The sequence below is a fragment of the Devosia geojensis genome, from assembly GCF_000969415.1.
Classification (GTDB): domain Bacteria; phylum Pseudomonadota; class Alphaproteobacteria; order Rhizobiales; family Devosiaceae; genus Devosia; species Devosia geojensis.
The window spans coordinates 1-21,984 of the sequence record NZ_JZEX01000122.1 but is presented as its reverse complement, the minus strand read 5'-3'; the positions used below and the strand labels follow the sequence as shown (position 1 = coordinate 21,984).

The 21,984-nt window shown below is 65.9% G+C and carries 28 protein-coding genes; 7 read left to right on the top strand and 21 right to left on the bottom strand.

Features of this window, described 5'->3' with window-relative positions:
- Positions 1-58: 58 nt before the first annotated feature.
- The 11 genes from VE25_RS14225 to coxB all read right to left on the bottom strand — a co-directional run bounded on the left by VE25_RS14225 (position 59) and on the right by coxB (position 10,354).
- Entirely contained in the window at positions 59-673 is a 615-nt protein-coding gene (locus VE25_RS14225; protein WP_046109305.1) for a GNAT family N-acetyltransferase, read from the bottom strand.
- A gap of 174 nt (positions 674-847) precedes the next feature.
- Positions 848-2,110 carry a M16 family metallopeptidase gene (locus tag VE25_RS14220; RefSeq protein WP_046109304.1) on the bottom strand — a complete coding sequence of 421 codons (1,263 nt, stop codon included), beginning with the start codon at positions 2,108-2,110 and terminating at the stop codon, positions 848-850.
- A gap of 97 nt (positions 2,111-2,207) precedes the next feature.
- Positions 2,208-3,599, bottom strand: a complete 1,392-nt coding sequence (gene thrC, locus VE25_RS14215; RefSeq protein ID WP_046109303.1) for a threonine synthase — start codon at positions 3,597-3,599, stop codon at positions 2,208-2,210.
- A gap of 51 nt (positions 3,600-3,650) precedes the next feature.
- Positions 3,651-4,409 carry an SURF1 family protein gene (locus VE25_RS14210; RefSeq protein ID WP_052731978.1) on the bottom strand — a complete coding sequence of 253 codons (759 nt, stop codon included), beginning with the start codon at positions 4,407-4,409 and terminating at the stop codon, positions 3,651-3,653.
- Positions 4,409-5,035 carry a pyridoxamine 5'-phosphate oxidase family protein gene (locus VE25_RS14205; RefSeq protein WP_046109302.1) on the bottom strand — a complete coding sequence of 209 codons (627 nt, stop codon included), beginning with the start codon at positions 5,033-5,035 and terminating at the stop codon, positions 4,409-4,411. Before VE25_RS14205 ends, VE25_RS14210 begins: the two co-directional genes overlap by 1 nt.
- A gap of 63 nt (positions 5,036-5,098) precedes the next feature.
- Positions 5,099-5,935, bottom strand: coding sequence for a cytochrome c oxidase subunit 3 (locus VE25_RS14200; protein ID WP_046109301.1), 837 nt, complete (start codon positions 5,933-5,935; stop codon positions 5,099-5,101).
- 3 nt (positions 5,936-5,938) lie between these two features.
- Entirely contained in the window at positions 5,939-6,481 is a 543-nt protein-coding gene (locus tag VE25_RS14195; RefSeq protein WP_046109300.1) for a cytochrome c oxidase assembly protein, read from the bottom strand.
- Positions 6,481-6,660 carry a cytochrome c oxidase system small membrane protein gene (locus VE25_RS14190; RefSeq protein WP_046109299.1) on the bottom strand — a complete coding sequence of 60 codons (180 nt, stop codon included), beginning with the start codon at positions 6,658-6,660 and terminating at the stop codon, positions 6,481-6,483. Before VE25_RS14190 ends, VE25_RS14195 begins: the two co-directional genes overlap by 1 nt.
- Positions 6,660-7,592, bottom strand: a complete 933-nt coding sequence (locus tag VE25_RS14185; RefSeq protein WP_046109298.1) for a heme o synthase — start codon at positions 7,590-7,592, stop codon at positions 6,660-6,662. Before VE25_RS14185 ends, VE25_RS14190 begins: the two co-directional genes overlap by 1 nt.
- Before the next feature lie 65 nt (positions 7,593-7,657).
- The gene (gene ctaD / locus VE25_RS14180; protein ID WP_046109297.1) at positions 7,658-9,355 is read right to left on the bottom strand and encodes a cytochrome c oxidase subunit I; all 1,698 of its coding nucleotides are present in this window, start codon (positions 9,353-9,355) and stop codon (positions 7,658-7,660) included.
- Positions 9,356-9,436: 81 nt separating this feature from the next.
- On the bottom strand, positions 9,437-10,354 hold the full coding sequence (gene coxB, locus VE25_RS14175; protein WP_244466933.1) for a cytochrome c oxidase subunit II: 918 nt from the start codon (positions 10,352-10,354) through the stop codon (positions 9,437-9,439).
- Positions 10,355-10,672: 318 nt separating this feature from the next.
- On the opposite strand from coxB, the gene VE25_RS14170 reads away from it, so the two are divergent.
- Together VE25_RS14170 and VE25_RS14165 are read left to right on the top strand one after the other, a co-directional pair.
- Positions 10,673-11,191: an invasion associated locus B family protein gene (locus VE25_RS14170; protein ID WP_046109295.1), complete on the top strand. Its 519-nt coding sequence runs from the start codon at positions 10,673-10,675 to the stop codon at positions 11,189-11,191.
- A gap of 123 nt (positions 11,192-11,314) precedes the next feature.
- Positions 11,315-11,569, top strand: a complete 255-nt coding sequence (locus VE25_RS14165) for a PilZ domain-containing protein (protein WP_046109294.1) — start codon at positions 11,315-11,317, stop codon at positions 11,567-11,569.
- A 15-nt stretch (positions 11,570-11,584) separates the two neighbouring features.
- Here VE25_RS14165 and arsC read toward each other — a convergent pair whose 3' ends face one another.
- From arsC to VE25_RS14145, 4 genes are read right to left on the bottom strand one after another with little or no spacing between them, the layout of a single operon-like run.
- Entirely contained in the window at positions 11,585-12,004 is a 420-nt protein-coding gene (gene arsC, locus VE25_RS14160; protein ID WP_046109293.1) for an arsenate reductase (glutaredoxin), read from the bottom strand.
- On the bottom strand, positions 12,001-12,681 hold the full coding sequence (locus tag VE25_RS14155; protein ID WP_083988956.1) for an aquaporin: 681 nt from the start codon (positions 12,679-12,681) through the stop codon (positions 12,001-12,003). Before VE25_RS14155 ends, arsC begins: the two co-directional genes overlap by 4 nt.
- A complete protein-coding gene (locus VE25_RS14150) occupies positions 12,678-13,178 on the bottom strand; it encodes an arsenate reductase ArsC (protein ID WP_046109292.1) in 501 nt (166 codons plus the stop codon). The genes VE25_RS14155 and VE25_RS14150 overlap by 4 nt, the downstream gene beginning before the upstream one ends.
- Entirely contained in the window at positions 13,175-13,534 is a 360-nt protein-coding gene (locus VE25_RS14145; RefSeq protein WP_046109291.1) for an ArsR/SmtB family transcription factor, read from the bottom strand. The genes VE25_RS14150 and VE25_RS14145 overlap by 4 nt, the downstream gene beginning before the upstream one ends.
- A 123-nt stretch (positions 13,535-13,657) precedes the next feature.
- Between VE25_RS14145 and VE25_RS14140 the strand changes: the two genes are divergently transcribed.
- The 3 genes from VE25_RS14140 to VE25_RS14130 all read left to right on the top strand — a co-directional run bounded on the left by VE25_RS14140 (position 13,658) and on the right by VE25_RS14130 (position 15,702).
- Positions 13,658-14,125 (top strand): P-loop nucleotide/nucleoside kinase family protein, encoded by a 468-nt coding sequence (locus tag VE25_RS14140; protein WP_052731977.1) that lies wholly within the window; start codon positions 13,658-13,660, stop codon positions 14,123-14,125.
- A gap of 145 nt (positions 14,126-14,270) precedes the next feature.
- Positions 14,271-14,699 carry a MerR family transcriptional regulator gene (locus VE25_RS14135; RefSeq protein ID WP_046109290.1) on the top strand — a complete coding sequence of 143 codons (429 nt, stop codon included), beginning with the start codon at positions 14,271-14,273 and terminating at the stop codon, positions 14,697-14,699.
- A gap of 7 nt (positions 14,700-14,706) precedes the next feature.
- On the top strand, positions 14,707-15,702 hold the full coding sequence (locus VE25_RS14130) for an aldo/keto reductase (RefSeq protein ID WP_046109289.1): 996 nt from the start codon (positions 14,707-14,709) through the stop codon (positions 15,700-15,702).
- A 124-nt stretch (positions 15,703-15,826) separates the two neighbouring features.
- Here the strand turns inward: VE25_RS14130 and VE25_RS14125 are convergent, their stop codons facing one another.
- The 5 genes from VE25_RS14125 to VE25_RS14105 all read right to left on the bottom strand — a co-directional run bounded on the left by VE25_RS14125 (position 15,827) and on the right by VE25_RS14105 (position 18,912).
- Positions 15,827-16,078, bottom strand: a complete 252-nt coding sequence (locus tag VE25_RS14125; RefSeq protein ID WP_046109288.1) for a hypothetical protein — start codon at positions 16,076-16,078, stop codon at positions 15,827-15,829.
- Positions 16,075-16,332: a hypothetical protein gene (locus VE25_RS14120; protein ID WP_046109287.1), complete on the bottom strand. Its 258-nt coding sequence runs from the start codon at positions 16,330-16,332 to the stop codon at positions 16,075-16,077. Before VE25_RS14120 ends, VE25_RS14125 begins: the two co-directional genes overlap by 4 nt.
- A 55-nt stretch (positions 16,333-16,387) precedes the next feature.
- On the bottom strand, positions 16,388-16,594 hold the full coding sequence (locus tag VE25_RS14115; RefSeq protein ID WP_046109286.1) for a cold-shock protein: 207 nt from the start codon (positions 16,592-16,594) through the stop codon (positions 16,388-16,390).
- Between the two features lie 256 nt (positions 16,595-16,850).
- A complete protein-coding gene (locus tag VE25_RS14110; protein WP_046109285.1) occupies positions 16,851-18,278 on the bottom strand; it encodes an MFS transporter in 1,428 nt (475 codons plus the stop codon).
- Positions 18,279-18,651: 373 nt separating this feature from the next.
- Entirely contained in the window at positions 18,652-18,912 is a 261-nt protein-coding gene (locus VE25_RS14105; RefSeq protein ID WP_046109284.1) for a DUF1127 domain-containing protein, read from the bottom strand.
- 156 nt (positions 18,913-19,068) lie between these two features.
- Here VE25_RS14105 and VE25_RS14100 point away from each other — a divergent pair, with 156 nt between their 5' ends.
- The gene (locus tag VE25_RS14100) at positions 19,069-19,959 is read left to right on the top strand and encodes a LysR family transcriptional regulator (protein WP_046109283.1); all 891 of its coding nucleotides are present in this window, start codon (positions 19,069-19,071) and stop codon (positions 19,957-19,959) included.
- Positions 19,960-20,285: 326 nt separating this feature from the next.
- Here the strand turns inward: VE25_RS14100 and VE25_RS14095 are convergent, their stop codons facing one another.
- A complete protein-coding gene (locus tag VE25_RS14095) occupies positions 20,286-20,873 on the bottom strand; it encodes a MarR family winged helix-turn-helix transcriptional regulator (RefSeq protein WP_052731976.1) in 588 nt (195 codons plus the stop codon).
- Between the two features lie 70 nt (positions 20,874-20,943).
- On the opposite strand from VE25_RS14095, the gene VE25_RS14090 reads away from it, so the two are divergent.
- Positions 20,944-21,921, top strand: coding sequence for an ATP-binding cassette domain-containing protein (locus VE25_RS14090; protein WP_201776095.1), 978 nt, complete (start codon positions 20,944-20,946; stop codon positions 21,919-21,921).
- The last annotated feature ends 63 nt before the right edge of the window (positions 21,922-21,984 follow it).

The following is a 21,984-nucleotide window of genomic DNA, read 5'->3' as shown; positions in this document are numbered from 1 at the left end:
GACAAGGCTCAACAATCCAGCTGCCGCACGCTCTTTGCAATACAAAGAAAACCATCAGTCATACCCGGCGGCCGTGACTCAGTCGCAGCTGGTCGTAACGTTCGCGGGTCAGGCCGAAAAGGACGTGATCTTCCCAGCGGCCGTCGATCTGCAGGTAGTGCTTGGCAAAGCCTTCCTCGACGAAGCCGTTCTTTTCGAGGACGCGCCGGGAGGCGGTGTTGCCGGGCAGGAATGCGGCATGGATGCGGTGGAGGTCGAGGGTGTCGAAGACGAAGGGCACGACCGCGGCGACCGCTTCGGTCATGATTCCCCTGCCCGCATAGGACTGGCCCATCCAATAGCCGAGGTTGACGAACTGGGCGGCGCGGCGGCGGATGTTGGAGAGGGTGACGCCGCCGGCGAGCTCTTCCCTGCCCTCGCCGATGAGGAAGATGAAGAACGAGAAGTCGGTGCCGTCGAGCGCCTCCTGGCGGGCGCGGCGGACGCGCTGGGTGTAGACGCGACGGGCAAGGTCGGCCTCGGACCAGCGCGGCTCGAAGGGCTTGAGGAAATCGCGACTCGATCGGCGCAGCTCGTACCACGGTTCGTAGTCGCGCATCTGCGGCAGGCGCAGGAGCACGCCCCTGCCGCGCAGGACGGGCGTCTCACCGGCTACCGACCACGGCCAGAACATGGTTTCATGCTCCGGATAGCACGGTCGACCCCATAGTCCACCGGATCATTCCCGCGAAAGCGGGAACCTCTGTTCGAAAAATCGCCTTGTTGAAACGAAGGTCCCCGCTTTCGCGGGGATGACCCGGCCGATGGGGGACTCATGGTGCCAAACCCTCCCAGTTCAGCCAGCGCCTCAGCGCCGCAGCGTTGCGCCGATGCTCGAGGCGTCGGGCAGGCCGGCGATGGGGCCGATGCCGGCAAGGGAAATCTCGCTGGTCGAGAAAATCTGCTCGGCGATATCCTTGACCCGCTGGGCGGTGATGCGCCCGATGCGCTCGACCGTCTCCTGCAGGGGAATGGGCCGGCCCCAGAGAATCTGCTGGCGGGCGAGCTGGCCGGCGCGAGCCGACGGGCTTTCGAGCGACATGAGGAGCCCGGCGCGAATCTGATTGCGCACGCGCACCACCTCCTCGTCGGTGATGGTTTGCGTCGCGCGGCGCAGTTCGTCGACGACGACGGGCACCAGCGCGCCGACCTCCTCCTCGCCGGTCGCGGCGGCGACGCCGAAGACGCCGCTGTCGGCGAACGCCCAATGGAAGGAATAGACCGAGTAGCAGAGCCCGCGCTTCTCGCGCACCTCCTGGAAGAGGCGCGAGGACATGCCGCCGCCGAGGATCGAGGCGAGGATCTGGGCGGCGTAGAATCCATCCGAATTGTAGGCGCGCCCCTCGAAGCCGAGGACGATGTGGGCCTGCTCGTGGTCCGAGACAAGCCGCTCCTCGCCGCCCCTGTATTCGGCGCGTTGCGGGGCCGGAGCGCCATTGGGCTTCAGGTCCGAGAAACGCTCCTGGGCGACGCGCACGATCTCGTCGTGATCGACATGGCCGGCCGCGGCGATGGTCATGTGGTCGCCCACATAGTTGCGGCGCATGTATTTGCGGATGATCTCGGGGGTGAACTCGTTGACCGAGTCGACGGTGCCCAGAATCGTGCGCCCGATCGGCTGATCGGGAAAGGCGGCGGCCTGGAAGAGGTCGAAGACGTGGTCGTCCGGGTTGTCGCGGGCCGCGCCGATCTCCTGCTCGATGACGCGCTTCTCGCGCTCGAGCTCGTTCTCCTCGAAGACGGAATTCTGCAGGATATCGGCGAGGATATCGGCGGCGAGGATGACGTCGTCCTTGAGGACGCGGGCGAAATAGCCGGTGTGCTCGATGGAGGTGGCGGCGTTGAGATCGCCCCCGACGTTCTCGATGGTCTCGGCGATCTCATAGGCCGAGCGGGTGGAGGTGCCCTTGAAAGCCATGTGCTCGAGCAGGTGGGAGACCCCGTGCTCGGACTTGCGCTCGCTTCTCGCCCCGGCCCGCACCCAGACGCCCAGCGAGGCGCTTTCGAGGTGGGGCATGTCGTCGGTCAGCACCACCATGCCGTTGTCGAGGGTCGTCTGTCGTACCGTCACTCAATCCTCCCGGTGGACCGCCTTGGGCGGATTGCCACCACTTTCCTGACCTTGCATGAGCGGCTCCAGGCCGCCGCGGTCCCGGAGCTTGTCTAGGTCAGGCGCGCGTACGCGCCAGGATGAATTCTTCAACCAGCTTCTGGTCGTTGTCCAGAACGTCAAGGCGTTCGGGACGTTGCGGCAGGTCGGCGAGCCAGGCCGGCAGGGCCGGCTCGGCGCCGGTGGCGGCCGCGACGGCGGCCGGGAACTTGGCGGGATGGGCGGTCGAGAGCGTGACCATCGGCACGCCCGGAGTGCGGGCGGCGCGGGCGACGTGGACGCCGACGGCGGTGTGCGGATCGAGGAGGTAGCCGCTCGATGCGTGAACCTCGTTGATCGTGCGGCTGGTTTCGGTCTCGTTGGTGGTGCCGGCGGCGAAATCGGCGCGGATGGCGGCGAGCGTGTCTTCGGGCAGACCGAAGCCGCCGGACTGCTTCAGACCGTCCATCATCCGCTGTAAAATTTCATGATCGCGGCCTAAACTTTCATACAAAAGGCGCTCGAAATTCGACGAGATTTGAATGTCCATCGAGGGCGAGATGGTGGGGGTGACGCCGGCCATCTCGTAGCGCCCGGTCTCGAGGGTGCGCCGCAGGATATCGTTGGCGTTGGTGGCGATCACCAGCTTGTCGATGGGCAGGCCCATGCGCTTGGTGCAGTAGCCGGCGAAGATATCGCCGAAATTGCCGGTGGGGACGGTGAAGCTCACCTTGCGGTGGGGTGCGCCCAGCGAAACGGCGGCGGTGAAGTAGTAGACGATCTGCGCGACGATCCGGCCCCAGTTGATGGAGTTGACGCCGGAGAGGCGGACCCGGTCGCGGAAACCATGGTTGTTGAACAGGGCTTTGACGATCGTCTGGCAATCGTCGAACGTGCCGCGGATGGCGATATTGTGGACGTTGGCGTCGAGGACCGTCGTCATCTGCAGGCGCTGGACCGGGGAGGTGCGCCCCTGCGGGTGCAGGATGAAGATGTCGGTCGTCTCGCGGCCCCGGAAGGCTTCGATGGCGGCCGAGCCGGTATCGCCGGAGGTGGCGCCGACGATGGTGGCCTTGAGGCCCCGTTCGGCCAGGATATGATCCATCACTCGGCTGAGGAACTGCATGGCGACGTCCTTGAAGGCCAAGGTCGGGCCATGGAAGAGCTCAAGGAGGAAGTGGCCGGGCTCGAGCTCGAGGATCGGCGTAACCGAGGGGTGGCGGAAGGTGGAATAGGCGTCTTCGACGATGGCCTTGAGCGCCACTTCGGGGATGTCGCCGGCGGTGAAGCGCGAGATGATGCCGAAGGCGACTTCGCTGTAGGGTTTGCCGGCAAAGGCGGCGATCTCGGCGGGGGAGAGCTGCGGCCAGTCCTGCGGGACATAGAGCCCGCCATCGGCGGCAAGACCGGCCAGGACCGCGTCGGAGAAGCCGAGCACGGGCGCGTGGCCGCGCGTTGAGACAAACTGCATAGAGGAAGGAACCTCGGGATATTCGTCGGGCAACGTAGTCAAAGAGGCACGTTACCGCAACCTCTGGGTGCGCTGGCGCCAGATCCAGAAGCCGAGGAGGACGGGCGTGATGACGGCGAAGCCGAACCAGGTGATGGCGTAGCCGAGATGATTGTTGGGGAACTCCACCACCGTCTCGCCGCCCTGGGGGAGCGTGCCCACAGGGCCGGCTGCCTGATCGAGGGTGAACGGAGCGAAGGGCGCGAGGGCCGGATCGACGAGAGCGGCAAGGCGCTCGGGATCGCGCACCCATTCGATGCGGTCGGCGGCGTTGGCGGCGGGGGTAAAGAGGCTCGGCCCCTCCGGCGCGCGGGCAAGGCCGGTGAGGGTCTGAGGACCTTCCGGCGCGGGGGGCACGGCAGTGGCCTGATCCTGGGGCACGAAGCCGCGATTGACGAAGACGGCGCCGCCACCGTCGAGGACGAAGGGCGCGACGATCCAGTAACCGGGGCCGGAGAGCTCGCCCCGCGCGGTCGAGGCGGCAAGGCTGGTGAACACACGGATCGGCGGATCGGGGGAGAAACGACCGGAAAGCGCGAGGGGCGTGAACTCTATCGTCGAGGGATCGAGGGCCGGCCACTCGGCGGCCGGTGGCGGCGGCGCGGGCGGGAGGCCCGTGCGTGCCTCCACGGCGGCGATCAGCGCCTCCTTCTCGGCGAGGCGCTGCATCTGCCAGGTGCCGAGGAAGACGAAGGCGCCCGTCAGCGCAAGCATCAGGACGACGAAGCTCCAGAAGAGGAGCGGGCGCGGCGCGGCTTTGGACTGGGACATCAGTAGAGGGTCGTCTTCAGCCGTTCCGGCAGCTCGCGGTCGTAGGCGGCGCCGTCGATGCTCGCCCTGGTCACGGCCTCGAGGATGGCGCCGGTGCTGGGGAGCGACGCGCGCGGCACGTGGCGCTCGGGATTCCAGAGCTGGGAGCGGATCAGCGCGCGCGAGCACTGGAAGAACACGGCGTCCACGTGGATGACGAGAACGGTGCGCGGGAGCTTGCCGTCCATGGCATAGCGTTCGAGGAGCTCGGGATCGGCGGAGATCTCGGCGCGGCCGTTGACGCGAAGGGTCTCGCCGAGGCCGGGAACGAGGAAGATCAGCGCGACCTGCGGATTCTCGATGATGTTGCGCAGGCTGTCGATGCGGTTGTTGCCGCGCCGATCGGGCAGGATCAGGGTGCGCTCATCGACGATATCGACCACACCGCCGAGGTCCCCGCGCGGCGAGGCATCCATGCCGCCCTGCCCGCCGGTCGCCAGCACCGCGAAGGGCGACGCCTTGATCAGCGCGGCGTAGGCGGGGTGGATGTGATCGATTTCCTTGAGGCGCGACGTGTCGTTGACGGAGCCGTAATGCGCTTCGAGGGCCGCGATGTCGGCGATGCGGTATTGAGGATTGCCGGTCATTGCCCTTGCTCCAAAACGAAAGTGGCGCGGGAGACCGCGCCACTCGAATTCCGCCAATCGCCGTCAATGATGGATGGCGACACCCCAGGCGCCCCAGACATAGACCGTGGCGAAGAGGAAGAGCCAGACCACGTCGACGAAGTGCCAGTACCAGGCGGCGAACTCGAAACCGAGGTGACGCTGCGGGGTGAAGTCGCCGCGCTCGGCGCGAATGAGGCAGACCAGCAGGAAGATGGTGCCGACGAAGACGTGGAAGCCATGCAGGCCCGTCGCCATGAAGAAGGTGGCGCCGTACATGTTGCCGCCGAAGGAGAACGGGGCATGCATGTATTCGATGGCCTGCACGAACGAGAACAGGATACCGAGCAGGACCGTCAGCACCAGACCCCAGCGCAGGCCGTTGCGGTCGTTCTCAAGCAGGGCATGGTGCGCCCAGGTGACGGTGGTGCCCGAGGTCAGGAGGATGATGGTGTTGAAGAGCGGCAGGTGCCAGGGGTCGAAGAGCTCGATGCCCGTCGGCGGCCAGACGCCGCCGGTGAAGGCGACTCGCGCTTCCTGAAGGAGATCGTCGCCGCGGAAGAAGCCGTCGAAATAGGCCCAGAAGAACGCGGCGAACAGCATGACCTCGGACGCGATGAAGAGGATCATGCCGTAGCGGTGGTGCATCTGCACGACCGGGGTATGGTCGATGCCGTTATTGGCTTCGCGCGTCACGTCCGCCCACCAGGCGTACATGGTGTAGAGGACGCCGGCGAGGCCGATGAAGAAGACCCAGGGGGTCCAGTCCTGCATCCAGGCAATGCCGCCGATGGCCATGACGAAGGCCGAGACCGAGCCGACGAACGGCCACGGGCTCGGCTCAACCATATGATAGTCGTGATTCTTGGCGTGGGCGGCCATAGGTCAGCTTCCCTCTGTATTTGAAGCGTAGAAGGTGTAGGACAGCGTGATCTCGCGCACGGTATCGAGATCGTGGTTCTGGTCGATCTCGGGATCGACGAAGAAGACGATGGGCATGTCGACCGTCTCGCCAGGGGCGAGGGTCTGCTCGGTGAAGCAGAAGCATTCCATCTTGTTGAAGTAGTAGCCGGCCTTCTCCGGCACGACGTTGAACACGGCCATGCCGGTGAGCGGCTTGTCGGTGGTGTTCGTCGCCCGGTAGGTGACGGTCTCGAGCGCGCCGACCTGGCCGCTGACCGGCCGTGCGGGCGTGACCTGCCAGGCGAGGGCGGAATCGATGTTGGAATCGAAGCGCACCGTCATCTGCCGGTCGATAACGCCCTTGGGGGCGTCGGTCGCGACCTGCGTGGTGCCGCCATAACCGGTGACCTGGCAGAAGAGCTGGTAGAGCGGCACCGAGGCGAAGGCAAGCCCGGTCATGCCGAGGACGATCCCCGCCAGGGTCATGGCGACTTTCTCGTTGCGGCGTTCGGCGGTCGCAGCCATCAGAGCGCCCTGTCGAACAGGGCCGGTCCCATCTTGACGATGGTCAGGATGTAAAAGATCAGCGCGAAGCCGGCGAGGGCGAGCGCGAGGGCGATGGAGCGGCGGCGCTGGGCCTTGCGGCGGAGCGCTTCCTCTTCGGCCGTTTCCGGCACGTTGGCGATCGTGGTGTCTGCAGGCATCAGAACGAGCTCCCCATGCGCGCCCAGACCGTATCGGTCAGGAGCGCCAAGAAGACGATGAACAGGTAGCTCAACGAGTACTGGAAGAGCTGGCGGGCGGTGCGCCGCATATGGGCGCTGTCCCTGGCGAAGAGCAGGCGCCAGGCGAGGAGCACGAACGACGCACCGGTGAGGAGCGCGACGGCCGTATAGAGCATGCCGGCAAAGCCCATGACCGAAGGCGCCAGCGCCGAGGCGGCGAGCAGGATCGAATAGACGAGGATCTGCCGCTTGGTCGAGGTTTCGCCGGCGACGTTCGGCATCATCGGGATGCCGGCAGCGCCATAGTCGCCCTGCTTGTAGAGCGCGAGCGCCCAGAAGTGCGGCGGCGTCCACAGGAAGATGATGAGGAAGAGAACAGCGCTCTCGACGCTCAAGGTGCCGGTGACGGCGGCCCAACCGACCATGGGCGGGAACGCCCCCGCCGCGCCGCCGATGACGATGTTCTGCGGCGTCAGGCGCTTCAGCCACATGGTATAGATGACCACGTAGAAGAAGATGGTGAAGGCGAGAGCAGCGCCGGCCACCCAGTTGGCGGCAAGGCCGAGCAGCGTCACCGAGGCGACGGAGAGGACGAGGCCGAAGGCGAGCGCTTCCTCGCGGGTGACGCGGCCGGCGGGGATCGGCCGGTTCATCGTGCGGCTCATGACCGCATCGATATCGGCATCGTACCACATGTTGAGGGCGCCCGAGGCCCCTGCCCCCACGGCAATGCAGAGAATGGCGACCGCGGCGACGAACGGGTTGATCGGCCCGGGGGCAAGGACCATGCCGACGAAGGCGGTGAAGACGACCAGCGACATGACGCGCGGCTTCAGTAGGGCGAGGTAATCCTCGACCCGTGCCCCGCCGGCGACGGCGGGAAGATTGCGGCTGTCATGCGCCAGAGCCAAAAATCTCTTGCCTTTCTAGTTCGCGGAGCACCGCGACATCGCGGTGCTCCTGTTCATCTGCCCGATCAGTGCGCGTCGGACTTGATGCGCGGCAGGGTCGAGAACTGGTGGAACGGCGGCGGCGAGGACAGGGTCCACTCCAGCGTCGTCGCCCCGTCGCCCCACGGATTGTCGCCCGCACGGCGCTTCTTCAACACGGCCTCGATCATCACCCAGAAGAAGATCAGCAGCGATACGAAGGTGATATAGTAGCCGATGGAGGACACGCGGTTCCAGAGGGCGAAGGCATCCGGATAGTCGATATAGCGACGCGGCATGCCGGCCAGCCCGAGGAAGTGCTGCGGGAAGAAGATCAGGTTGACGCCCACGAACATCACCCAGAAATGGATGTTGGCGAGCGTCTCGTTGTACATGAGGCCGAACATCTTCGGGTACCAGTAGTACCAGCCGGCGAACATGGTGAAGACGGCGCCGAGCGAGAGCACGTAGTGGAAGTGCGCCACGACGTAATAGGTATCGTGGAGCGCCCGGTCGGCGCCCGCATTGGCCAGCACCACGCCGGTGACGCCGCCGACGGTGAAGAGGAAAATGAAGCCGATCGCCCACAGCATCGGGGTGCGGAAGGTGATCGAGCCGCCCCACATGGTGGCGATCCACGAGAAGATCTTCACGCCCGTCGGCACCGCGATGACCATGGTGGCCGCCACGAAGTAGCGCTGCACGTCGAGGCTGAGGCCCGTCGTATACATGTGGTGCGCCCACACGACAAAGCCGATGAAGCCGATGGCGACCATGGCGTAGACCATGGCGAGATAGCCGAAGACGGGCTTCCTCGAGAAGGTCGCCACGATGTGCGAGATGATGCCGAAGCCCGGTAGGATCATGATGTACACCTCCGGATGGCCGAAGAACCAGAAGAGGTGCTGGAAGAGGATCGGGTCGCCGCCGCCGGCCGGATTGAAGAAGGTGGTGCCGAAATTGCGGTCGGTCAGCAGCATGGTGATGGCGCCGGCGAGGACCGGCAGGGCCAGCAGCAGCAGGAAGGCGGTGACCAGCACGGACCAGGCAAAGAGCGGCATCTTGTGCAGCGTCATGCCCGGAGCGCGCATGTTGAGGATGGTGGTGATCAGGTTGATGGCGCCGAGGATGGACGAGGCGCCCGCGATATGGAGCGAGAGGATCACGAAATCCATCGCCGGGCCGGGCTGGCCGGAAGTGGCGAAGGGCGGGTAGATTGTCCAGCCGCCGCCCGAACCGTACATGCCCGCCGGACCCTCGAAGAAGAGCGAGAGGACGGTCAGCAGGAACGCCGGCGGCAGGAGCCAGAAGGCGATGTTGTTGATGCGCGGGAAGGCCGTGTCGGGCGCACCGATCTGCAGGGGCGCGAAATAGTTGGCAAAGCCGCCCATGGTCGCGGGCATGACCGCGAAGAACACCATGATGAGCGCGTGGGCCGTGGTGAACACGTTGAACATGTGCTTGCCGGCATCGAGCGCGCTGTCGCCCTCGACGCCATACGCCATGGCCGCCAGGCCGTGGAAGATCTGGATGCCCGGCTCCTGCAGCTCCATGCGCATGAAGCCGGAAAGGATCGCGCCGACCACACCGGCAAAGATCGAGAACACCAGGTACATGATCCCGATGTCCTTGTGGTTGGTCGAATAGACCCAGCGGCGCCAGCCGCGCGGAGTATCGGGGTCGCGGGTCAGGTGATCGTGCCCGGTAGCCTCGGCCTCGAGATGGGCGGCCTCTGCGTGTGCCATAGTCAAATCGTCCCTATTCTCAAACGTTCTGTCGCACTGCCGGACCGGGAGGGCATGCGCCCTGCCCGGCCCCTCCGGGCGTTATTGGACCGCCGCGAGCGTCGCGTTGGCGGCCGTGTAGTCGCCACCCTCGGCGGCGGCCATGAAAGCCTCGTACTCGGTCCTCTCGACCACGCGCACGGCGATGGGCATGAACGCATGGTCCTTGCCGCACAGTTCCGAGCACTGGCCGTAATAGATGCCGGTCTCGCGCGCGTTGAACCAGGTCTCGTTGAGGCGGCCGGGCACGGCGTCGACCTTGATGCCGAAGGAGGGAACGGCAAAGGCATGGATGACGCCGGTCGGCGCGGCGGTGACGAGCAGGCGCACGGTGGTGTCGACGGGCACGACGAGCTCGTTGTCGACGGCGAGGAGCCGCGGCTGATTGGGCTTTTGCGCCTCCCGGTCGGCCTCCGACAGGATGTACTGGTCGAAGCGCAGGCCCTCGTCGACGTATTCGTAGCTCCAGAACCACTGCTCGCCGGTGACCTTGACGGTCAATTCGGGGGCGGGAACCTCGACCTCGCCGAACGAGAAGATGTTGGAGCCCAGGTACCGGCGCTCGCCGTCGGGCGTCGTCATCTGATCGGCGAGGACGCCGAAGGAGGGAATGGCGATGACGATGAGGACGAGGATCGGCACGACCGTCCAGGCGACCTCGATGAGCGTATTGTGGGTGAAGCGCGCGGGCACCGGGTTGGCGCGGGCGTTGAACCGCACCATGACGATGACGAGGAGCGCCAGGACCAGCAGCACGATGGCGCTGATCGTCCACATCAGCACCCCGTCATGGAAGACGATGATGGAATCCATGATAGGCGTGACGGACGGCTGCAGCCCGATCTGCCCGGGCACGGGATGACCGGCGGTCGCCTGCTCCTGCGCGCCTGCCAGAACCGGTGCAAGACCGGCGGCCGCGGCCAGCAAAGCCCCCATACGCCTCAAAATACTAGCGGTCACCTACAACCCCCTTGCCTCTGCGATTGGTGCGCGGGATGCGCGAACGGGGTCAATATGTGCGGCATGGCGAACGCCGCCCCGACTCAACCCCGGAGCGTCTTACTCGACTGGGTTTGCTAAACCACATCGGCGCAGCCAAGTCCATTGCGAGAATGTCCGGCACGCGTGCGTCAAATTGCGCCGCCGGGGCAAAACGCGCCTCATGCTCGCCCAACTTGCCGTTCCATATCGCGCGGCGCGGCCGGCGTTGACACCGCCCGCCGGCTTGTCGGAAACAAGGGAAAGCCTGTCAACGGGCGCGATTCGAGCGGAAACCGGATGAAAGCGAAGCTGAACTTGCCGCGTGGCCTCAGGCTGCTTGGACTTGCCGCGATGATCGCGATGACGACGGCAGGGGCCGGCATGGGCCAGGGCGTGGTCAGAGCCGAATACGGCGACTGGCAGATGAGCTGCGACACGCCGCCGGGCGCGAGCTTCGAGCAATGCGCCATCATCCAGAACGTGACGGCCGAGGACCAGCCCAATGTCGGCCTTTCGGTCATCGTCCTCAAGACCGCCGACGGCGAGGCGCAGCTCCTGCGTGTGCTGGCGCCTCTGGGCGTGCTGCTGCCCAACGGGCTCGGGCTCAACATCGACGGGCAGGACATGGGGCGGGTCGCTTTCGTGCGGTGCCTGCCCAACGGGTGCATCGCCGAAGTGCTGCTCGACGACGACCTGATCCAATCGTTGTCCGAGGGCACCGACGCCATCTTCGTGGTGTTCCGCACGCCCGAGGAAGGCATCGGCATTCCGGTGTCGCTCGAGGGGTTCGAGGACGGGTTCGCCAACCTGCCCTAGGACAGGCCGCCTTTCGTCTCAGCCTGAGCCGAATGTCGACAGGTCCTGGTGCAGTTCCTCCTTGACCGGGCGCGCGATTGGCGGCACGACCGGTTCCGGTGCCGCGCAGACCGGGAGGCTGGGGTGGAAGAGAGACGCCGAACGTTCCGTCAACGCACGTTGAAGGGCGCGCGTATCGTGCTCAACGACGGCTTTTCCACGTTCGACTGCACGGTGCGCAACCTCTCCCCGCTCGGCGCGCGGCTCAAGGTCGCCAGCATCATCGGCATCCCCGACCGCTTCGACCTGCTGTTCGACGACGGACGCAAGTTCTCCTGCAAGGTGGCCTGGCGGCAGGAAGAGGACATCGGGGTCGAATTCATACCGAGCTCAGCCTGAGCCGCTACCGGCTCCTCACTTGGTTCCGAACGCATCCGTATCGATGCGTTCGCCGTCTTCCTTGACGAAGACGCCGAAATTCGGATTGGGCAGGATTTCCAGCACCACCTCGGACGGGCGGCAGAGACGCACGCCCTTTTGCGTCACCACCAACGGGCGGTTGATGAGGATCGGGTGGGCCAGCATGAAATCGACGAGCTGATCGTCGCTCCAGCTCTGCTTGTCGAGGCCGAGGGCGTCGTAAGGCGTATCCTTCCGGCGCAGGAGCTTGCGCGGCGTCAGCCCGGCCGCGGCGATGAGCTCGAGCAGTTTTTCGCGGGTCGGGGGAGTCTTCAGGTATTCGATGACTTGAGGCTCCTCGCCGCTCGCGCGGATCATGGCCAACGTGTTGCGCGAGGTGCCGCAATCGGGGTTGTGATAGATGGTGACGGTCATGATCGGTCTTCCGGGGCGATTGTTCGCAGCAGCCAGGCGGCGAACCAGAGGGCAAGGAGCGCGCCCGACAGCTGGGCGAGGATGAAGGCGGGCATATCGGCCGGGCGGATGCCTGCGAACGTATCGCTCAAGGCGCGCGCGACGGTGACGGCGGGGTTGGCGAACGAGGTCGAGGCGGTGAACCAGTAGGCCGCCACGATATAGAGGCCGACCGCCATCGGAACGGCCGCCGGCCGCGCCTTGAGCGTGGCGAGGATGGTCAGGACGAGCCCGAAGGTCGCGGTCGCCTCGGCGACCCATTGGCCGGGACCGAAACGGACCCGTTGCGCGAACTGCACGATCGGCAGGTCGAACATCAGGTGCGCGAGCCAAACGCCGGCGATGGCGCCGGCGACCTGGGTGAGGACGTAAAGCGCCGCCTCCCCCGCCGGCAAGTCCCGCCGGAGGGCAAAGACGAGGGTGACGGCCGGGTTGAAGTGCGCGCCCGATACGGGGCCGAGCATGCCGATCAGCACAACCAGGATCGCGCCCGTCGGCAAGGTGTTGCCGAGCAGCGCGACGGCGAGGTTTCCGCCGGCCAGCGCCTCGGCCATGATCCCCGAGCCGACGACGGTGGCGAGCAGCATGCCGGTGCCGACGCCTTCAGCGACGAGGCGCTGCGCAAGGGTGTGGGTCACGCCTTGGCCTTGCCGATATCCTCGAGCCGGGATTTGAGGCTGAGCCTGTCGAGGCTGGCAATCGGCAGGCTCGTGAAGATTCCGATGCGGCTGTCGAGCATGCGGAAGGCTTCCAAGAAGGCGAAACCGACCTGGGCCTCGGTGCCGACCGCCTTGGCGGGATCGGGCACGCCCCAGTGGGCGCTCATCGGCTGGCCGGGCCAGATGGGACAGGTCTCGTTGGCGGCATCGTCGCAGACGGTGAAGACGAAATCCATGACCGGCGCATCGGGGCCGGCGAACTCGTCCCAGCTCTTGGAGCGGGCAAAGGACGTATCGAAGTTCTGCCTGGCCAGGAGGTCGAGGGTGTGCGGGTTGACCTGCCCGCTCGCATGCGAGCCTGCGCTATAGGCCCTGAACCGCCCCATGCCGCGCCGGTTGAGCAAGGCTTCTGCCATGATCGAACGGGCCGAATTGCCCGTGCACAGGAACAGGACATTGTAGACCGTGTCGGTCATTTGCAGCACGCCTCCTCGTCGGGCTGACAGAGTCTGGAAAGGGTATCGCGCACGGGCGCGCAGATTTCAGGACGGCCATCGCAGCAATCGGCAAGGAGGAACAGCACCGCCTCGCGCACGCCGGAGAGGTCCGGCCGGTAGATGATGGAGCGGCTCCGCCGCTCTCCGCGAACAAGCCCCGCCTGCGCCAGGACCGCCAGGTGTGAAGAGAGCGTGTTCTGCGGCACGTCGAGCCGGCGGGCCAGATCGCCGGCCGAGATGCCACGCGGCTCGGCCCGGGCCAGCAGCCGGAAAGCGGCAAGGCGCGTCGGCTGCGCGATGGCGGAGAGGACGGCGATGGTGTCTTCGGTATCCATATATCGGGAATAATCGATAAGTCATGACAGTGTGATGACACCGACGCGGCCCATCCGTTCCTTATGAGAAAAGGCGAACTTTAGGTCATGCGGATTGCCATTCCTTCGGGTAGGCTCAAGCCCATGGCGACGCTGCACCTCATCTGCGGACTGCCCGGCTCGGGCAAGACAACCCTGGCACGAAAGCTCGAGGAGGAGGGCGCGGGGCTGCGGCTCTCCCCGGACGACTGGATGCTGGCGATGGGGTTCAACTTCTACGACAAGGCGCCTCGCGCGCGCATCGAGCAGCTGCAATGGCAGCTGGCCCAGCGGCTGCTCGCCGAGGGCATGAGCGTCATCCTCGAGAACGGGTTCTGGTCGAGAAAGGAGCGCGAAGCCTACCGGGCGACCGCCAGGGCGCTCGGCGCCGGGACGCGGCTCCATTATCTCTCCGTCCCGATCGAGGAATTGCAGCGCCGGATCATCGAGCGCAACCGGGACGCGCCCGCCGAGGCCGTCGTCAACCCGCGGGACCTGCGCGCATGGCAGAGGGTGTTCCAGCCGCCGGCGGAGGCCGAGCTCGAGGACCAGAGCAATTCCCGTTCCGATTGAAAACAGAACGGAAGTTCTAACTTCTTGATTCGTCACGTTCCGAACCTCGAAACGCTCCTGACGCCGCCGGCCGGTTTTTGTCCCTTGACTTAGAGCGCGCTCGAACCCTTAGCCTAGGATGCGTCGTGGCAAAGAAGGCAGTCCCATGAAGATCGGCGAACTGGCGAAGCGCACGGGCTTTTCGGCCCATACCCTGCGCTACTACGAACGGATCGGCCTGCTTGCCTATGCAGACCGGGACCGATCGGGCCAGCGCGACTACGACGCATCCGTCCTGACCTGGATCGAGTTCCTCGGCCGCCTGAAGGCGACCGGGATGCCGATCCGGGAGATGCTGCGCTACGCGGCGTTGCGCGAGCGCGGCGCAGATACGGAAGCGCAGCGCCGCGAGCTCCTTGCGCAGCATCGCGACCGCGTACGCGCCCGTATTGCCGAGTTGTCGGATTGCCTTCTCGTCCTCGACAACAAGATCGCCGGCTATGCCGGCACCGAGACGAGGATGAAAGAATATGACACAGCACCACCAGAACGCCGGCAAAAACCCGCCGGAGCACGACGGGCCTACGCGTGCTGAAAGCGCCATGAAGACGCGCCGGCTCGGCCCTCATCTCACGGTCTCGGCAGTCGGGCTCGGCTGCATGGGCATGAGCCATGCCTATGGCGGGCAGGACGAAGCGGACGCCATCCGCACCCTGCACCGGGCCGTCGACCTCGGCGTCACGTTCTTCGATACGGCCGAAGTCTACGGTCCGTTCACGAACGAAGTCCTCGTCGGCAAGGCGCTGAAGCCCTACAGGGACAGGGTGACGATCGCCACCAAGTTCGGCTTCCGGATCGACGCGGGCAAGACCGGCACGGACGCCATGACCGGGGTCGACGGCCGGCCGGAACACGTGCGCGAGGTGGCCGAAGCCTCGCTCAGGCGACTCGGGGTCGAAGCGATCGACCTTTTCTACCAGCACCGCGTCGATCCGCAGGTGCCGATCGAGGAAACCGTCGGCGCGATGGCGGACCTCGTCCGGCAGGGCAAGGTGCGCGCGTTGGGGCTTTCCGAAGCGGGAGCCGATATCATCCGCCGCGCCCATGCCACCCACCCGATCTCGGCGCTGCAGAGCGAATACTCGCTGTGGACCCGCGATCCGGAAGGCGAGATCCTCGACACCTGCCGGGAACTGGGCATCGGCTTCGTCCCGTTCAGCCCGCTCGGCCGGGGATTCCTGACGGGCAAGATCCAGAAGACGGAGGACATCGGCGCCGACGACTTCCGGCGAACCCTGCCCCGCTTCAGCGCAGAGAACCTGGCCGCCAATGCATCGCTGGTGAGCCTGCTGGAGGAGATGGCGGGGGAAAAGGGCGTCACGGCCGCGCAGCTCGCGCTCGCCTGGGTCGTCAACCAGGCGGATTTCATCGTGCCTATTCCGGGCGCCCGCAGGATCGAACACCTGGAGCAGAATGTCGCGGCGGCCGGCATCGTACTTTCGCCCGAGGAGCTCGCGACGCTCGGCGCCCTGCTCGCACCGGAAAAGTTCGCCGGCGGGCGCTATGGCGACAGCGGGGCCTGGGTGACCAAAAGGTGAGCGCTCGAGATGGGTGGCTCAGTGACCCGCCGACGCTTCCCCCTACCCCCGACCCCTCCCCTCAAGGGGGGAGCCGGACGCATCCGTTTTCGTCAAAACATGACGGAGACTGAGGGGCTGCGTATTACGACTTGCCGCGCGGCAGGGGGTAGCCCGAGGCCATGTAGAGATCGAGGATCGCGTCCCCCTGGAAGCGCTCCTCATCGACCTCGAGAGTTGCGCCGCGCAACATCTCGCGCGGCATCTCCTCTATGGCGAACTGAAGAGCTTCGGCCGCGGACGGAAAGCGCATGTAGCGGTTCGACCCGCGTGCGCCCCCCACCAGGCGGCCAGGATAGAGCTCGGCAGCATGATTGTAGTTGAAGTTGTCGTTCATCGCCGCAGGACCGGGATGCGGGCGAAGGGCGGCGTGGCCTCTTCGGCGCGTCCGGTCGACGCCGTCGAGGGGCGCAGGTCCTCCTCGTTGACGACCCGCTGGTTGTTCTCGGCGAGCGACTGCACCCGGTACTGGAGCCGGCTGCCCTCGAACGGCAACTGCACCAGGACTTCGCAAAGTCCCGATGGCCGGTTGCTCAGGCGGGGCGAAGGAATGAGATCCACCATCTGGCCGACAGCATATTTGTGGCGCATCTGGCACCCCGTTGTTTGGGAAGCTCCGCGTCAAGCGGAACTTCCCAGGATGCGATCAGGCCAACTGCAGGTTGGTGGCCGAGGGACGGCCGTCACGGCCGTGCTCCAGGTCGTAGGTGACCTTCTGGCCCTCTGCGAGACCGGCCAGGCCGGCGCGCTCGACAGCGGTGATGTGGACGAATGCGTCCTTGCTGCCGTCGTCGGGCGAAATGAAGCCGAAGCCCTTGGTGGAATTGAAGAATTTAACGGTGCCGGTAATCATGGCATTCCCTTTTAGATGGCCCGCAGGCATAGGCGAACGGGCATGTTTCCCAGCCGCAACATGCGGAAGGGAGTAACGTTCGCAAGTTCAATGGGTAGCCAAGCAACCGACTTTCGCCGGGAAGTTCAGTTCGCCAAGAAAGGCTGTAAACGCGTAACCGTAATATCGGGGCGTCTTGCACCAGAGTCAAGACAAGCCCCTGTCGACCGCGCCGGTTGCCTTCCGACCCGGTCGACGGGAGCCGCCGCTCCCCCAACTATTCGGCGGCAAAACCGGCTTCGACGGCTCCCGCTCGCGGCACCAGCGCCGTGGTGCGCAACGCCGCCAGCAGGGCCAGGCCGGCCGCCGCCGCACCCAGCACGAAGACCGGCACGATGGCGACGAGCATGTCCTCGCGGGTCGTCGCCGCGGCAAAGCCGACCGAATTGGCGGCAAGGCCGGCAAGGGCCGTGCCGATGGCGTTGCCGGCCGACTGGGTGGTGGGCAGCAGCGCCGAGGTGCGGTCACGCTCCCCGTCGGGCGCCGATTCCATCAATGTGAGGTTGAGATAGCCGTTGGAGATGCCGAAGCCCGCGCCAATGGCGATCTGCGCAATAATGAGCAACGGCAGCGACGTCCATTCCAGCCCTGCCAGCACACCCAGAAGCCCCGCTGCGACGAGCACCGGACCGGTACGAATGAGGAGCTTGCGGGTGGAGCGGCGCTTGACGTTGGCGACCGTCACCGCCGACAGGCTCCAGGCCACGGCCATCACGGCGCCGACGACGCCCGCCAGTGTCGGGCCATAGCCCCACAGCTGCTGCAGCAACAGCACGAGGTAAACCGCCGAGGTCGCTCCGGCGATCGGCATCAGCAGCACCATCCACAGGCCGCTGCCCACGACCGTATCCGGCCAGAAGGCGCCCGGCGGCATCAGCCGTTCGCGGCTGCGCCGATCGATCACGACCGCCGCGGTCAGCAGCACGGCCGCGCCGGCAAGCAGCGCACCAGCAACGCCCGCCGAAGAAATGCCGGCGAGCGCCACGAGCATGATGCCGCCGCCGATGGCGGTGAGACGGATGCCGGGGAAGCCGAGGCCGGTGACCACCGGGCCGGAGCGCGCCGGGACCACCAGCGCCACCATGATCCCGAAGATCAGCACCAGGGGCACGTTGATGAGGAACGCCGCCCGCCAGGAGACGAGTTCGGTGAGGAGGCCTGCGCCGGCCGGCCCGCCGAAGGCTGCGACCGCCCACACCACGGCCTGCATGCCGAAGACCTTGGGCACCAGGCGGCTGGGGAAGAGCTCGGGGATCAGCGCAAAGCACACGGCTGCCACGACGCCTTCGCCGAGGCCCTGCACGGCGCGGCCGATCAGCACCTCTGTCATGGTCGAGGCGTTGGCGGCGAGAAGCGAACCTGCCAGGAACACCGCCGACGAGGCCAGCAGCGCCGTGCGCGAGCCAAGCCTCTGCTTGAGGAGCGCGGCGCCCGCGCCGCCGACGATGGCGAACACCAGATAGAGCGTCGTCGCCCAGGAGATCACCGCAACGCCCTCCAACTCTTCGACCGCCGTCGGGAGCGCGGTGTTGGAGAGGAACGCATTGAACGCGAACAGGGCTACGCCAAGACAGAGGATAAGGGTGACGGTGACGTAGCGCGGCCCGAAGATTTCGGCCCAGCGGCCCTCGACAGTATCGGACATTTTCAATGACTCAAGAATTAAACAAGCAGAGTCTTGTTATATCATGCTCATTAAAAAGGCAATGTGGATACGGCTTGCGCAGGAGGCGAAAAGGCCATTGACAACACCGGGCGCCCTTGACCGCGAGCGCCCCTGAAAACGCCTGCCACCCGGCAAAAAAACGCCGGACACATGAGCCCGCGCAAATGGCGGATCATGGTCCGGCTGAGTGGTCAGGAAACGGGGCCGGCGGCAAAACCGGCCCGGGAGATGGCACGCGCCCATCACACGTGAAGAGATCGTGCCAACGCTGTGGCGCAGGAGGCGGGCCCAAGGAAGTGGAGGTGGCTTCCGGGGCCGGCTTTCCCGCGCAAAGGAGTGTGCGGACCCGCCGTCAGCGGCGGGCGTTGCGGGCTCGGGCGGAGGTCAGCACCCGACCGATGCCGGCATCGGGGTTGCGGGCCGCCTCGAGCACGTCCTGGCGCTCGATGCCGAGATCACGCAGGCGGAATTCATCCATCTCCATCAAGCTGGCCAATGCCAGTTTGCGGGTGCGTGCAGCGCGGAATGCGGCGAACCAGCGGGCTACGAGGTTCGTCGGACGAAGGGGCATGGCGGCCGCAGCGGGCCGCTCGCTCGAAAGCAAGTAGGCCATGATGAACTCCGATGTTTAAGGGTGCCGGGAGGGAGGCCGGCTGGGGCGGCGAGCGTCGTTGCTGCGCCGACCGTCAATAGAAGTATGAGCTGGACATCCATTCGTCCAACAAATAGATTTCATCCACTCCATCAAAACGAGTGATGGGAAACCGACATGACCTCACCTCTCGATCTCGACCAGTTGCAGAGCTTCTGCGCCATCGCCGACTGCGGCAGCTTCACCGAAGCGGCGCGGCGGGTGAACAAGACGCAGTCGGCCGTTTCCATGCAGATCAAGCGCCTGGAAGAACGGCTCGGCTATCCGCTGCTGACGCGCGACGGGCGCAGCGTCGCGCTGACCCAGCAGGGCGAGGCGCTCTATTCGCGCGCCCGCAAGATGCTGCGGGTCAACGCAGAGATCCTCGACCACTTTTCCAACACCGATCTTTCGGGCTCCATCCGCTTCGGCGTGCCGGACGACTACGCGGTGCGCCTCCTGCCGGTGATCCTTTCGAGCTTCCAGCGCACGCACCCCAAGATCGCTGTCGACGTCTCGTGCATGGCCTCGGAGATGCTGCTGGAAGGCATGCGAGCCGGGCGGTTCGACCTCATCGTCTTCACGCAGGGCACCAACCACAATTTCGGCGAGCTCTTCCGCACCGAGAAGATGCACTGGGTCGCCTCGCATGGCGGGCAGGCGCTCGCCACCGACCCGCTGCCATTGGCCTGCGGACCGGGCGTGTGCATCTGGCGGCAGGAGGCGACGGAGGTGCTCAACCGCGTCGGCAAGGATTACCGCATCGCCTATACCTCCTCGAACGCCACGGCGATCTCGAGCGCGGTGCTCTCCGACCTTGCCGTCGGCTTCCTGCCGGAGAGCGCGCTGCAGCCGGGAATGCGCGTCATCGGGGCCGAACTCGGCCTGCCCAAGCTCAACGATGCGCAGATCGCCCTGATGCGCGGCAGCCATGCCTATGGCGGCATCTACGATGCCTTGGCCAACCATATCGTCTCGAGCATGGGCAATCTCGACAGCCGCCCGACGCTGGCCGAGGCGGCGGAGTAAGGAGCGGGCGCTGGCGCCTCCAACACCTTCCCTTAAGGGGAAGAGTATGAGGACCGGGGTTCCGGCTGGCGCTGCAGCCGTTACATCCTCGATGTCATCTCGGCGAAAGCCGGGACCCAGTAAACGATGAGGGTGCGGCGTCGCCGGTTGACTTGCCGTGCGCAAACAGCGCGGTCCGTGTGTACTGGGTCCCGGCTTCCGCCGGGATGACAGCCGTTGGTCGGGGCAAGATGGTGCCGTGAGCACGATCCGCCTCTCCGCCCCCTCAGGGAGGGGAGCCGGCCGGCCTGTGGCAAACGAGGCAAAGACTGGAGCTCACATATCGGTCAGTCGTTGGGCACCCTGCCCTTCTTCAGCGCCTCGATGCGTTCCTTCATCTGCTTTTCGCCGGCGCGGGCGAAAAGGCGGGCGGCGACGAGCCGGGCCTGCGGGGTGCCGCCCTTGCGGTCGACATATTGCTCGAGAAGCTCGGCGTGCTGGATGTTGATCGTCGAGCTGACCTCGAGGAACTCGATGATCGCGGCGATCTGGTCGGGCGTGAACCGCTCGAGGACCACCGGGCCTATCAGCTGAAAGTGGGCAAAGAGCCGCTCGGTCATCTCGGCCATGATCGGCGTGATGGAGATCCACACCTTGCGGCGATCATCGGGATCACGCTTGCGCTCGACATAGCCGACGGCTTCCAGTCGATCGACGACGACCGTGACGGCGCCCGTCGTCAGGCCGCTTTCGGCCGCCAGCTGGCCGGCCGTGACCTTGCCGTGCCTGTCGATGATGTCCATGCAGCGCCCGTCGGTGCGGTTGACGCCCAGAAAACGCGTCAGGCAGTCGTCCCAGACATCGTTGGCGGTCTGGTTGGCCCGCACCGCCTCCTTCAGCCGAAAGGCGCCACCCCAGGGATCGTCGCTTGACATTTCCCTTGGAAACTTGATATCTTGATTCATAAGATTTCAAATAACACGAAATTTCCCTGAGGTCCAGATAATGCCACAAGAAATTCGCGCCGGCGAAGCCATGATTGCGGCCGTTGGCCTGGCGCGCACGTACAAGACCCGCGGCAAGGCGATCGAGGCGGTGCGCGGCGTCGACATCACCGTCAATGCCGGCGAGATCGTCGGCTTTCTCGGCCCCAACGGGGCGGGCAAGACGACGACGCTCAAGATGCTGACGACGCTGCTGCGGCCGACGGACGGCAGCGCGACGGTCGCCGGATACGACCTGCGGCGCGATCCGCAGAACGTCAGGCGCAATATCGGCTATGTCGGCCAGGCGGGCTCGACGCTCGGCCTCGCCAAGGCGAGCGAGGAGATCGTCAGCCATGCGCGGCTCTACGGCATCGACGCGGCAACGGCCGAGAAGAGGGGCAAGCAGCTCCTTGCCGCGCTCGACCTGGCGGATGTGTGGGAGCGCAAGTGCGGCTCGCTCTCGGGCGGGCAGCGGCGGCGGCTCGACATCGCCATGGGGCTGATCCACGAGCCCAAGCTGGTCTTCCTCGACGAGCCTTCCACGGGGCTCGACCCGCAGAGCCGGGCGAACCTCTGGACGCATATCAGGAAGCTGCGCGACGAGATGGGCACGACCGTCTTCATCACCACCCACTACATGGACGAGGCCGACTCGCTCTCGGACCGGCTGCTGGTGATCGACAAGGGCGAGATCGTCGCGCAGGGAACGCCGGCGGAATTGAAGAAGAAGGTGCGCGGCGACACCATCAGCCTGACGCTGCGCGAGGATGAGCATGCCGCCGAGGCGGCAGGCGTTGCCGGGCTGCTCGCTGGCGCCGACACGCCGGTGATCGAGGGGCACGTCGTGCGCTTCCATGTGCCGGACGGGGCCTCGGCGCTGCCGGTGCTGCTCACCGAACTGTCGCGAGCCGGTATCGAAGCCATCGGCGTCGAGGTCAACCGGCCGACGCTCGACGACGTGTTCCTGACGCTGACCGGCCGGTCGCTGCGGGATTGAGAGCCCTGACCTTTCAGTCGGGTCCCCGTCTCTTATTCCCCTCTGTCGCTTCCCACGAGCGCG